The organism is Pseudomonas emilianonis, from assembly GCF_023072625.1.
GTDB lineage: Bacteria > Pseudomonadota > Gammaproteobacteria > Pseudomonadales > Pseudomonadaceae > Aquipseudomonas > Aquipseudomonas paraveronii.
Genome location: NZ_JAKNRV010000151.1, coordinates 1 through 12,053, shown reverse-complemented (window position 1 = coordinate 12,053; position 12,053 = coordinate 1). Strand labels below are relative to the sequence as shown.

General features: G+C 60.4%; 14 protein-coding genes. 11 read left to right on the top strand and 3 right to left on the bottom strand.

Annotated features, from left to right (window positions below; translation table 11 throughout):
• The 10 genes from L9Z73_RS16185 to L9Z73_RS16140 all read left to right on the top strand — a co-directional run.
• The coding region (locus L9Z73_RS16185) for a chemotaxis protein CheB (protein ID WP_282598649.1) at positions 1 to 503 on the top strand (503 nt) is incomplete at its 5' end.
• A 51-nt stretch (positions 504 to 554) separates the two neighbouring features.
• Positions 555 to 1,556, top strand: a complete 1,002-nt coding sequence (locus L9Z73_RS16180) for a response regulator (protein ID WP_247402806.1) — start codon at positions 555 to 557, stop codon at positions 1,554 to 1,556.
• Between the two features lie 240 nt (positions 1,557 to 1,796).
• Positions 1,797 to 2,892, top strand: a protein-coding gene (gene prfB / locus L9Z73_RS16175) for a peptide chain release factor 2 (protein ID WP_247402803.1) whose coding sequence is annotated in 2 segments (ribosomal slippage) — positions 1,797 to 1,868 and positions 1,870 to 2,892 — 1,095 coding nt in all. Because the reading frame shifts where the segments join, the coding sequence is not laid out codon by codon here.
• Between the two features lie 69 nt (positions 2,893 to 2,961).
• Positions 2,962 to 4,464 (top strand): lysine--tRNA ligase, encoded by a 1,503-nt coding sequence (gene lysS, locus L9Z73_RS16170; RefSeq protein WP_247402801.1) that lies wholly within the window; start codon positions 2,962 to 2,964, stop codon positions 4,462 to 4,464.
• Positions 4,465 to 4,570: 106 nt separating this feature from the next.
• Entirely contained in the window at positions 4,571 to 5,287 is a 717-nt protein-coding gene (locus L9Z73_RS16165; RefSeq protein WP_247402799.1) for a TetR/AcrR family transcriptional regulator, read from the top strand.
• Positions 5,288 to 5,302: 15 nt separating this feature from the next.
• Positions 5,303 to 5,851, top strand: coding sequence for a hypothetical protein (locus tag L9Z73_RS16160; RefSeq protein WP_247402797.1), 549 nt, complete (start codon positions 5,303 to 5,305; stop codon positions 5,849 to 5,851).
• A gap of 21 nt (positions 5,852 to 5,872) precedes the next feature.
• Positions 5,873 to 7,150: a flavohemoglobin expression-modulating QEGLA motif protein gene (locus L9Z73_RS16155; protein WP_247402796.1), complete on the top strand. Its 1,278-nt coding sequence runs from the start codon at positions 5,873 to 5,875 to the stop codon at positions 7,148 to 7,150.
• A gap of 167 nt (positions 7,151 to 7,317) precedes the next feature.
• Positions 7,318 to 8,223 carry an alpha/beta hydrolase gene (locus L9Z73_RS16150; RefSeq protein ID WP_247402794.1) on the top strand — a complete coding sequence of 302 codons (906 nt, stop codon included), beginning with the start codon at positions 7,318 to 7,320 and terminating at the stop codon, positions 8,221 to 8,223.
• Positions 8,220 to 8,546 carry a hypothetical protein gene (locus tag L9Z73_RS16145; RefSeq protein ID WP_247402792.1) on the top strand — a complete coding sequence of 109 codons (327 nt, stop codon included), beginning with the start codon at positions 8,220 to 8,222 and terminating at the stop codon, positions 8,544 to 8,546. The genes L9Z73_RS16150 and L9Z73_RS16145 overlap by 4 nt, the downstream gene beginning before the upstream one ends.
• A 119-nt stretch (positions 8,547 to 8,665) precedes the next feature.
• A complete protein-coding gene (locus L9Z73_RS16140; protein ID WP_247402790.1) occupies positions 8,666 to 8,950 on the top strand; it encodes a hypothetical protein in 285 nt (94 codons plus the stop codon).
• A 54-nt stretch (positions 8,951 to 9,004) separates the two neighbouring features.
• Here the strand turns inward: L9Z73_RS16140 and L9Z73_RS16135 are convergent, their stop codons facing one another.
• The 3 genes from L9Z73_RS16135 to L9Z73_RS16125 all read right to left on the bottom strand — a co-directional run bounded on the left by L9Z73_RS16135 (position 9,005) and on the right by L9Z73_RS16125 (position 10,901).
• Positions 9,005 to 9,790: an OmpA family protein gene (locus L9Z73_RS16135; protein ID WP_247402788.1), complete on the bottom strand. Its 786-nt coding sequence runs from the start codon at positions 9,788 to 9,790 to the stop codon at positions 9,005 to 9,007.
• Between the two features lie 56 nt (positions 9,791 to 9,846).
• Positions 9,847 to 10,272: a DUF4398 domain-containing protein gene (locus L9Z73_RS16130; RefSeq protein ID WP_247402785.1), complete on the bottom strand. Its 426-nt coding sequence runs from the start codon at positions 10,270 to 10,272 to the stop codon at positions 9,847 to 9,849.
• Positions 10,273 to 10,556: 284 nt separating this feature from the next.
• Positions 10,557 to 10,901: a pilin assembly protein gene (locus L9Z73_RS16125; protein WP_247402782.1), complete on the bottom strand. Its 345-nt coding sequence runs from the start codon at positions 10,899 to 10,901 to the stop codon at positions 10,557 to 10,559.
• 198 nt (positions 10,902 to 11,099) lie between these two features.
• Between L9Z73_RS16125 and L9Z73_RS16120 the strand changes: the two genes are divergently transcribed.
• Positions 11,100 to 12,053: phosphoenolpyruvate carboxylase (locus tag L9Z73_RS16120; protein WP_247402779.1), on the top strand; the 954-nt coding region annotated here is incomplete at its 3' end.

Below are 12,053 nucleotides of genomic sequence, written 5' to 3'. Positions count from 1 at the left end.
GAAAGGAAAGCCGAACGATGCCCCAGGTGGACCCCGAACTCTTCGACCGTGGCCAGTTCCAGGCCGAACTGGCGCTGAAGGCCAGCCCTATCGCCGCCTTCAAGAAGGCTATCCGCCAGGCCCGCGAAGGTGAGCCACCACAAAGCGGGGTGGTGCTGCTGGCCGGTACCAATCATCACATCCGCCTGTTGAAAAATGGCACGCTAGCCTATACCGCCGAGCCGGTTAACGAGATTTACCGGCCGTCCATCGACGTATTTTTCGAAAGTGTGGCCAGCCACTGGAATGGTGATGCCGTCGGCGTACTGCTGACCGGCATGGGCCGCGACGGAGCCCAGGGGCTCAAATTAATGCGAGAACAAGGATATCTGACCATCGCCCAGGACCAGCAGAGTTCGGCGGTGTATGGCATGCCCAAAGCGGCGGCGGCGATTGATGCTGCTGTTGAAATTCGCCCACTGGACAGAATTGCGCCCCGGTTGCTGGAGGTATTTTCAAAATGATCGATACCCTCGGCGATGCTGGCTTGCAGGTGGTAATTCAGGTGACTGCACATGAGTGATTTACAGATCGACGGCATCAAGACCGACGAAAATGCCGCCATGGTGTTATTGGTGGACGACCAGGCCATGATCGGCGAAGCCGTGCGGCGCGGCCTGGCCCATGAAGAAAACATCGACTTCCACTTTTGCGCCGACCCGCACCAGGCCATCGCGCAGGCGATCCGCATTAAACCTACAGTGATCCTGCAGGACCTGGTGATGCCCGGCCTGGACGGCCTGACGCTGGTGCGCGAATACCGCAATCACCCGGCCACGCAGAACATCCCGATCATCGTGCTCTCCACCAAGGAGGACCCGCTGATCAAAAGCGCGGCGTTCTCGGCGGGGGCCAACGACTATCTGGTCAAGCTGCCGGACAATATCGAGCTGGTGGCGCGTATCCGCTATCACTCACGCTCCTACATGACCCTGTTGCAGCGTGATGCGGCCTATCGCGCGCTGCGCGTCAGCCAGCAGCAACTGTTGGACACCAATCTGGTGTTGCAACGCCTGATGAACTCCGACGGCCTCACCGGGCTGTCCAACCGCCGCCACTTCGACGAATACCTGGAGCTGGAATGGCGCCGGGCCATGCGTGATCAGGCCCAACTGTCGTTGCTGATGATCGACGTGGACTTCTTCAAGACCTACAACGACAGCTTCGGCCACGTCGAAGGCGATGAAGCCCTGCGCAAAGTCGCTGCCGCCATCCGCGAAGCCAGCAGCCGCCCTTCGGACCTGCCGGCGCGCTACGGCGGCGAAGAATTCGCCTTGGTACTGCCAAACACCTCGCCGGGCGGCGCTCGCCTGGTCGCCGAAAAACTGCGCATGGCCGTCGAAGCCCTGAAAATCCCGCACATCGCCCCGGCCGAGGGCGCGAGCCTGACCATCAGCATCGGCCTGTCAACCATGACGCCGGTGCAGGGCACTGATTGCCGGCAACTGATCATGGCGGCGGACAAGGGGTTGTATACGGCCAAGAACAATGGGCGCAATCAAGTGGGTATCGAGTAATTTGAGGCCCGTGCAGATCCAAATGTGGGAGGGGCGGTGCGACGACTCGACTTGCCCCCCGATGGCGGTGTGACAGTCACCGGGTGTAGGGCTGACACACCGCCATCGGGGGCAAGCCCCCTCTCACAGTGGATATTCACTGTTCTTGAACCTGCCTTTTCGCCAAGCGGACTGCCGTTTACCAAGGTTTGTCGTTATACTCGTCGGCTTTCAAAAGTTCGCCAACGAGTGCTGCCCGCCATGGAAATCAACCCGATCCTTAACACCATCAAGGACCTGTCCGAGCGCTCCGAAACTATTCGGGGGTATCTTTGACTACGATCAAAAGCATGAGCGTCTGACCGAAGTCAATCGCGAGCTTGAAGATCCGAGTGTCTGGAACAACCCTGAATACGCCCAGGAACTGGGCCGCGAGCGCGCTGCGCTGGCGCAAATCGTCGACACCCTGGACGAGTTGAACACCGGTCTGGCCGATTGCCGCGACCTGCTGGACATGGCTGTCGAAGAAAACGACGAAGGCGCAGTAGGCGATGTCGTCGCCGAGCTGGCCCGTCTCGAGGAAAACCTCGCCAAACTTGAATTCCGCCGCATGTTCAGCCACGAAATGGACCCGAACAACGCCTACCTGGACATCCAGGCCGGTTCCGGCGGCACCGAAGCACAGGACTGGGCCAACATCCTGCTGCGCATGTACCTGCGCTGGGCCGACAAACGCGGTTTCGACGCAACCATCATGGAACTGTCGGCCGGTGAAGTCGCCGGCATCAAGGGCGCGACCGTGCACATCAAGGGTGAATACGCCTTCGGTTGGCTGCGTACCGAGATCGGCGTGCATCGTCTGGTGCGCAAGAGCCCGTTCGACTCCGGCAACCGTCGCCACACGTCGTTCAGCGCGGTGTTCGTCTCGCCGGAGATCGACGACAAGGTCGAAATCGAGATCAACCCGTCCGACCTGCGGATCGACACCTATCGCTCCTCCGGTGCCGGTGGTCAGCACGTAAACACCACCGACTCGGCTGTACGTATTACCCACGTGCCAACCAACACCGTGGTCTGTTGCCAGAACGAGCGTTCCCAGCACGCGAACAAGGACACCGCCATGAAAATGCTGCGGGCCAGGTTGTACGAGCAGGAAATGCAGAAACGTAACGCCGCTTCCCAGGCGTTGGAAGACACCAAGTCGGATATCGGCTGGGGTCACCAGATCCGTTCTTATGTTCTGGATGCTTCGCGGATCAAGGATCTGCGCACTAACATCGAACGCAGCGACTGCGACAAAGTGCTCGACGGCGATATCGACGAATACCTGGAAGCCAGCCTCAAATCGGGGCTGTAAACCGCCAGCCGACCTCAAGTCCCCCGTCAGTGGCGGGGGCAACGAACCTGTGATGGAAAATTTAAAGACATGAGCGACCAACAACTCGACCCGCAAGCCCTGCAACAGGAAGAAAACTCCCTGATCGCCCTGCGCAAGGAAAAGCTTGCTGCCGAGCGCGCCAAGGGCAATGCCTTCCCCAACGACTTCCGCCGCGATGCCTACTGCGAAGACTTGCAGAAGCAGTACGCGGACAAGACCAAGGAAGAGCTGGCAGAGGCTGCGATCCCGGTCAAGGTGGCGGGTCGCATCATGCTCAACCGTGGCTCGTTCATGGTGATCCAGGACATGTCCGGGCGCATCCAGGTCTACGTCAACCGCAAGACCCTGTCGGAAGAAACCCTGGCCGCCGTGAAAACCTGGGACCTGGGCGACATCATCGCCGCCGAAGGCACCCTGGCCCGTTCCGGCAAAGGCGACCTGTACGTTGAAATGACCAGCGTGCGCCTGCTGACCAAATCCCTGCGCCCGCTGCCGGACAAGCACCACGGCCTGTCCGACACCGAGCAGCGCTATCGCCAGCGCTACGTTGACCTGATCGTCAACGAAGACGTGCGCCACACCTTCCGCGTGCGTTCGCAAGTGATTGCCCACACCCGCGCCTTCCTGATGAAGCGTGACTTCCTGGAAGTGGAAACGCCGATGCTGCAGACCATCCCCGGTGGTGCCGCAGCCAAGCCGTTCGAAACCCACCACAACGCGCTGGACATGGGCATGTACCTGCGTATCGCGCCTGAGCTATACCTCAAGCGCCTCGTGGTCGGCGGCTTTGAAAAAGTGTTCGAGATCAACCGCAACTTCCGTAACGAAGGCGTCTCGACCCGGCACAACCCCGAGTTCACCATGTTGGAGTTCTACCAGGCCTACGCCGACTACGAAGACAACATGGACCTGACCGAAGAACTGTTCCGCGAACTCGCGCAGCTTGTTCTGGGGACTACCGACGTGCCGTATGGCGACAAGGTGTTCCACTTCGGCGAGCCGTTCGTGCGGCTGTCGGTATTCGACTCGATCCTCAAGTACAACCCTGAGCTGACCGCCGACGACCTGACCGACATCGACAAGGCCCGCGCCATCGCCAAGAAAGCCGGCGCCAAGGTGCTGGGCTTCGAAGGCCTGGGCAAGCTGCAGGTGATGATTTTCGAAGAGCTGGTGGAGCACAAGCTGGAACAGCCGCACTTCATTACCCAGTACCCGTTCGAAGTGTCGCCGCTGGCCCGTCGCAACGATGACAACCCGAACGTCACCGACCGTTTCGAACTGTTCATCGGCGGCCGCGAAATCGCCAACGCCTACTCCGAGCTGAACGACGCGGAAGACCAGGCCGAGCGCTTCATGGCCCAGGTGGCCGACAAAGACGCCGGCGACGACGAAGCCATGCACTACGATGCCGACTTCGTGCGCGCCCTGGAATACGGCATGCCGCCAACCGCGGGTGAAGGTATCGGCATCGACCGCTTGGTGATGTTGTTGACCAACTCGCCGTCGATTCGCGACGTGATCTTGTTCCCGCATATGCGGCCACAAGCGTAAGCGAAGCGAAATCCGAAGCCGCCTTTTATAAGGCGGCTTTTTTATGTGGCGTAAATAAGCGTCAAGCAAACAGCGCCAGGTTTTGATCTTTTCAAGGATGTGTGTCGTGAACCGCGTAATTGCTCAAGAAGGCGCCGCCGGCATTGCCGCTGCCGTGGTTGAAAGCGTCCAGTACCAGGGCCGTAAGGCCAGTCGCCGGGGCAGCGAGCAACGCAGGCAGGACATTCTCGATGCCGCCATGCGCATCGTGGTGCGTGATGGCGTGCGGGCCGTGCGCCACCGCGCAGTGGCGGCGGAGGCTGGGGTGCCCTTGTCGGCGACCACCTATTACTTCAAGGACATCGATGACCTGCTCACCGATACCTTCGCCCAATACGTCGAGCGCAGCGCCGAGTTCATGGGCAAGCTGTGGGTGCGTAACGAAGGCTTGCTGCGCGAGATGGTTGCGTATGGCGACGGCAGCCCGGAGTCGCGTTCGCAACTGGCCGATGACATTGCGCGGCTGACCGCCGATTACGTGCAGCGCCAATTGAGCAATCGTCGCGAGTACCTGATGGCCGAACAGGCCTTTCGCCAGGAAGCCTTGCTCAACCCGCGCCTGGCCGAGCTGGTGCGTTCCCACCAGCAGATCCTGCTGCAGGGCACCGGGCAGTTTTTCCAGGTATTGGGCTCGCGTGAGCCGCAACAGGATGCCAAAGTGTTGACGGCGATTATCGGTCGGATGGAATATCAGGGCCTGCTGGACGGCGCGGAGCCGCTGAGCGCTGACGAAATGCTTGAGATCCTCAAGCGTTACATGCATTTGGTGTTGGCCTCGGTCTGACACCGGGAGTGTCCAATGAAAGCCTGGCGTGTCGCGGTCATCGCCTTGTCGTTCCTTTTACTCAGCGGTTGCCTGGTGACCTTCAAGGAGCCGCTGCCGGCCAGTGAGGCGGCGCCTGCTGCGCTGTTGGGCCAATGGACGAGCAAGAATGCCTGGGGCGAGCCGCTCAACCTGCAGATCAGTCGCGCCGGCGAACACCGCTACAAAGCCGTGAGCTACCCTCAGGCCAAGCCTGGCCAGCGTGATGAGTACGTGTTCAGCGTCTCGCGCCATGGCAATCGCTGGTATCTGTCGGCGCCGTTGCCGGGCAAATTCGGCGGGCATTACGTCCTGGCGGGGTTCGAGCTCGACGAAACGCACGAATTGGTGGTCTATAACCTCGACCTTGAGCAAATCCACCAGGCCATCGGGCAACAGGCGTTGCACGGCAGCACCGTAGACACCGTGGAAGGTGCCGGCGTACTGGTCGACAGCCCCATGAACCAGGTGTTTGCCTACCTGGATGACCCGGCCAATGCCGATGTGTTCGTTGAAGCCGTGCGCTACCGGCGTGCGGACAAATAACGTTTAAAGAGGAAGTACCGGGTGGACGATTACCAGCAGACGATACGCAGCTTGTCCGATCGCATTGTGCTGGCGCAAACACCGATCCGCGTCCTCGACGCGGTGAAATGGGACGAGAACATTCGCCAGGGTTTCCTCAAGGCCAAGGGCAAGTCAATGCCCGCGGTGGACCGCGATTACTACCTGAACCGGCCACTGTCGTTCGATTCGAGCGCGGTAAAGCTGGAGTTTCAGAACATTGAGCGCGATATCACCCGCCGCCTCGGCCAGTTCAGTCCCGTGGGCCAGATCATGCGCCGCATGTGCCGGGAGTACCGCATGGTGGTGCGCATGCTCGAAGCACGCGGTACCGAGGATTTCGGCCTGATTTCCCAGGAGCTGTACGGCGCCGCCTCCGATGCCTTCCACGCTGGCGATCCGACCCTGGCGGACCTCGGCCTGATGCTGTCCGACTACTTGAACAATATCGACGGCCGTGGCGACCTGAAGGACGAGGCCAAGACCCTCACCGCCAAGGACGCGGTCAGCCTGCTGCAAACCCGCCTGAACAAGGTGTTTGGCGAGGCCGAGGAAACCATCCGCGTGTTCGAGTCCGACGGGATCGTCGCCGACGCGGCGGCGGGTGCCGACTACATCAAGATCCGCGCCGATGCGATGTTCAACGACCGCGACGTGCGCGCCCTCGAAGTGCATGAAGGCCTGGTGCACGTGGGCACCACCCTCAACGGCCAGAACCAGCCGATCTGCACCTTCCTGTCCAAGGGCCCGCCATCGTCCACCGTGACCCAGGAAGGCTTGGCGATCCTGATGGAAATCATCACCTTTGCCTCCTACCCGAGTCGCTTGCGCAAGCTGACCAACCGCACCCGCGCCATCCACATGGTGGAAGAGGGCGCCGACTTCCTTCAGGTGTTCGACTTCTTCCGTGAACAAGGCTTTGAAATGGCCGAAAGCTACGGTAACGCCAGCCGGGTGTTTCGCGGCTCGGTGCCGAATGGTCTGCCGTTTACCAAGGATTTGTCCTACCTCAAGGGCTTTATCATGGTCTACAACTACATCCAGCTAGCCGTGCGCAAAGGCAAGCTGGAACAAGTGCCGTTGCTGTTCTGCGGCAAGACCACCCTGGAAGACATGCGCACCCTGCGCCAGTTGGTCGATGAAGGCCTGGTGGTGCCGCCCAAGTACCTTCCGGAGCAGTTCCGCGACATGAACGCACTGGCGGCGTGGATGTGCTTCTCCAACTTCCTCAACCATTTGAGCCTGGATCGGATCGAGGCGGATTACTCCAACATCCTGTAAAGGCTGAACTGACCCAAACGGTTCAACAAGGTGGGAGGGGGCTTGCTCCCGATAACGGTGTCAGTAAATGCAACTGTGACTGACCCACCGCCATCGGGGGCAAGCCCCCTCCCACAGTTGGACCTGCACACGCCTGAACATTTCGACGATCAGCGAGGCTTCAACGGATGAGAATCCTCGGCATTCTTTGCCTGCTACTCACTCTGAACGGCTGCAGTTCCCTGCTGTTCTACCCGGAGCCCGGCTTGCCGTTCACGCCGCAAAAGGCGCACCTGGAATATCGCGACGTCACGCTCACCACGGCCGACGGCGTCAAGCTGCATGCCTGGTGGTTGCCGGCCAAACCCGGGGTGCCGCTCAAGGGCACGGTGCTGCACCTGCACGGTAACGGTGGCAACCTGGCCTGGCACCTGGGCGGCAGTTGGTGGTTGCCGGAGCAAGGCTATCAAGTCCTGTTGCTGGATTATCGCGGCTATGGGCTGTCGCAAGGCAAGCCATCGTTACCGGCGATCTATCAGGACGTCGACGCGGCTTTCAGTTGGCTCGACCAGGCGCCTGAAACCCAGGGCCAGCCGTTGATCGTCCTCGGCCAAAGCCTGGGCGGCGCGCTGGCCGTGCATTACCTGGCAGCCCACCCGGAGCGGCAGACCCAACTCAAGGCCCTGGTGCTGGACGGCGTGCCCGCCAGTTATCGTGACGTAGGACAATTCGCCCTGAGCACCTCCTGGTTAACATGGCCGTTTCAAGTGCCCTTGTCTTGGCTGGTGCCCGACGCCGACAGTGCGATCAATGCCATGCCCCAGTTGACCGGGGTGCCGAAACTGCTGTTCCACAGCCTGGATGACCCCATCGTGCCGCTGTCCAATGGCATTCGTTTGTATCAGGCCGCGCCTGCACCCAGGGTGTTGCAACTGACCCGTGGCGGCCATGTGCAGACCTTTGCCGACAAGACCTGGCAAACTGTGATGCTGCGTTATCTGGATGACCCGCTGCATTTCAACGGCCTGCGCCGCCTGGGCGAAATTCCGAATTACCCTATTCCTAAAGTTGACTCATCAGAGAGCCCGCAATGAGCGAAGAACGCAACATGATCCCGCTGATCCTCACCGGCATCGGCACCATCATCGGCACCGTCGGTTGCCTGTGGTTTTATGGCTACCTGCATTTCGCCAAACCGGACGATGCGTTGCTGCTCAGCGACTTCACCATGCTCAAGACCGTGCCTGGCGAGGACTACAAGATCTCCCTGACCCCGGCGGCGCAAGTGGCGCAATGCGTCGATGGCGTGCTGGTGATGTTCGATACCGAGCAAAAAGGCCTCAGCGGTGTGCTGGTGAACAACAAAAAGCAGGCCGTGCGTTGCGTGGGCCAGGAAACCCCGCAGTTGCAGCAGTAGCCAGTTGCGGGCAGTACCGTCCGGCTTGAAATTCCTGGAACCGTTTTGCGTAAGACGCCACTGATTGGCTTGTCAGCGTTGCTGATAACAATCCTTACGAAAAAATCCGGGAGAGCGCAATGGCTATCAGTGCAATCGATAGAGCGATGGGCATGGTCAATGGGCAGAACCGCCTTGATCAGGGTGGCTCGCAAGAGGCTGGTCAGCAGCAGGGGAAGATGGAACCTGAGCTGATCAAGAAGCTTCTGGACATGTTGGCAGGTGCTGGTGCCGGCGGTTCTCAGGGCGCTGGCGGTTCCGGCGGACAGCCGGATATGGAGCAACTGAACAAGATGATGGGCGGTCGCCAAGGCATGCAAGCGATGATGCCGGACAGTGATAACGGTCGTAAGATCGGCGGTTGATAGGCAAAAAAACCCCACCGTTCAGGTGGGGCTCTTGTTTCCAGCATCCATCAATCAGTAAGCGACGGACGAACGTGGCTTGACTGGCTGGTTGTCGTTGGAAATGGTCACTTCTACGCGGCGGTTCATGGCGCGGCCCGACACGCTGCCGTTATCGGCAACCGGGTATTCCTTGCCATAGCCCTGGGTCACGATGCGTGAAATGTCCACGCCTTGCTGGGCCAGTGCGCGCTGTACGGAGGCCGCACGGCGCTCGGACAGGCTCTGGTTGTACGAATCGGAACCGGTGCTGTCGGTGTAGCCTTCGACGATCACTTTACGGTCCGGATTATCGCGCAGGAACTGCGCCAGCTTGGCGATATTGACCATGCCGTTGGGGTTCAGGTCGGACTTGTTGGTGGCAAACAGCACGTCACCAAAGGTCACCAGGGTGCCGCGCTCGGTCTGCTTGGCGTTCAGGCTGTCTTGCAGTTGCTTGATCTGCGCATCACGGGCCTCGAGCAGGGCGCGGGCGCGCTCGTCACCGGCGTTTTTCAACTTGGCTTCGGATTCGCGCAGCGCGATGGTGTCTTTGGCCAGTTCAACGCGCTGGTTGGTCAGGTACGCCAACTGGTCGACTTTCTTCTGGTCTTCCTTGTCGCGGTAAGCCTTGTCCGCCTTGTCCAGCCATTCGCTGGCGTCCTTGGTTTCCAGGGCCGCTATCTTGGTGGCTTGCGGGTTGGCCTGCAGGGCCGAGAAGTTGGTCCGTGCATTTTCCAGGTTCGCGTTCGGCGGGGTGGAGCAAGCCGCCAGAGCAACGCTCATCGCCAGCAGGGCAGGGATCATCAATTGTTTGCGCATAGTCGTGTCGTCCTTTCAATTCGATATCAGGTGCGATGCAGCCAAGGGGCGGCGCCTTATTTCTGCTGGATAGCGGCCGGGCGCATGCCTTCCTTGCGCAGCTCGTCAACCGCTTTCTGCGAGTCCTTCACCGCCAGTTCGGCCTTGGCGGCCTGGGCCTTACGCTCAGCGACGCGGGCGTCCCACTCGGCTTGCTCGGCCAGGCGACGGGCTTCGTCATAGTTCTTGTCGTGCATGGCGATTTCGGCTTGCTTGAGCTTGTCCTGGGCCGACTTCATTTCCACGGCGGCAAACTCGGTGCCGCCGGCGCTGACGGCGCTGTTGACCGCAGACTGGGTCACGGCGTATTGCTCGGTCGGTGGGTTGCCGGCGCAGCCCGCGAGGACGAAGCTGGTGCCGATTGCCAGCGCGGCCAGTTTGAGCCCGCGCAGGTGGTTAAACGTGGATTTGGCAGTGCTGGTCTTCATCGTTTTCAACTCCATTGGATAACGCCTCAAAAACATCAAAGTCCATCTCACTGGTCAGCGGCTGCGGGCCCGGCGGTAAAGCGCGAAACGCCTATTCAAACGGCCGTTCCAAGTGATGGCTTACTGGCTGTGACCTGGGGATTTTTTCAAAAGTTCAGTGAAGATGGCGATTTGCCAAAAAAAATACCTGACTAAATGGTCAGTACTTTTTGGCTTGAACTTTCGCCGCGCGCAGAGGTACTCCGGGCCCTTGTGAGGCCCGGAAATACGTGGGATGAAGAGTGTTTAAGGACGGTTTGTCAGTGCTTCGGTTCGTCGGCACTGGCCGACATGTCGTGCAGATAGCGGCGCGACAACGTCAGAAAGCGCGGCGTGGGGCCAACGTCTTCATACAGCGGATCGCCCTCTTCGTCGGTGGCAATCACATGCTGGCCCTTGATGTACGGAAAGCTGGCTTCCAGCTCTTCAAGGGCGGCACCGATCAGCTCGCCGAGCAACTCTTCTGGGTGGCGCTTGGGGTACATCTCGGCAATGGCCGCCAGCCTGGCGGCGGATTCCACGTCCAGATGGATCGCGTACTCCGTCTTGGTCAGGTGACCCTTGGCGTTTTCTTCCCAATGCTGGGCCAGTTCTCGAATTTTCATGGCAACCTCAATAAAACCCAAGGTAATGGGCGGTGATGAGTGACCAGCCGCCTGTGTGGATAAACGCGGCGGCTCAATATTGAGACTAGCTGCAAGCCACAAGGTTTAAAGTCGTTTGTGGTTGGCCTTGTCAGACAGTGACGCGGGCGGCACTCTGGAAGGCCTGCGCGCCCCGGATTTCTGCCTGGAGATTGGCTGATGAGTGATATTGATGCACGTTTGCGTGAGGATGTTCACCTGCTGGGTGAACTGTTGGGCAACACCATTCGAGAGCAGTACGGCGATGATTTTCTCGACAAGATCGAGCAAATCCGCAAAGGCGCCAAGGCTGACCGCCGTGGCGCGGCGGCCGAGCAGGCGGCGGGCGAGGAACTCAGCGCCAGTCTGAACCAGCTGCAGGAAAACGAACTGCTGCCCGTCGCCCGGGCCTTCAACCAGTTCCTCAACCTGGCCAATATTGCCGAGCAGTATCAGTTGATTCATCGGCGCGATGAGTCGCAACCGGCACCCTTCGAATCGCGTGTGTTGCCGGAGTTGTTGGCCCGCCTGCAACGCGAAGGCCACAGCAATGAATCCCTGGCCCGTCAGTTGGGGCGCCTGGAGATCGAGCTGGTCCTCACCGCCCACCCCACCGAAGTGGCCCGTCGCACCCTGATCCAGAAATACGATGCGATTGCTGCGCAGTTGGCACTGAAGGATCACCGTGACCTCACCACGGCCGAGCGCGAGCAGATCCGCGAGCGCCTGCAACGGCTGATCGCCGAAGCCTGGCACACCGAAGAAATCCGCCGTACCCGGCCCACGCCCGTGGACGAAGCCAAATGGGGCTTCGCAGTGATCGAGCACTCGTTATGGCAGGCGATCCCGAATTACTTGCGCAAAGCCGACCATGCGCTGCACGCCGCCACCGGCCTGCACCTGCCTTTGGAGGCGGCGCCCATTCGCTTCGCCTCGTGGATGGGCGGCGACCGTGACGGCAACCCGAATGTCACCGCGCCGGTCACCCGCGAAGTCTTGCTGCTGGCGCGCTGGATGGCGGCCGATCTGTACCTGCGCGATATCGACCACCTGGCCTCGGAGCTGTCGATGCAGCAGGCCAGCCCGGCGTTGCAAGCCAAGGTCGGCGACAGCGTCGAGCCATATCGCGGGCTG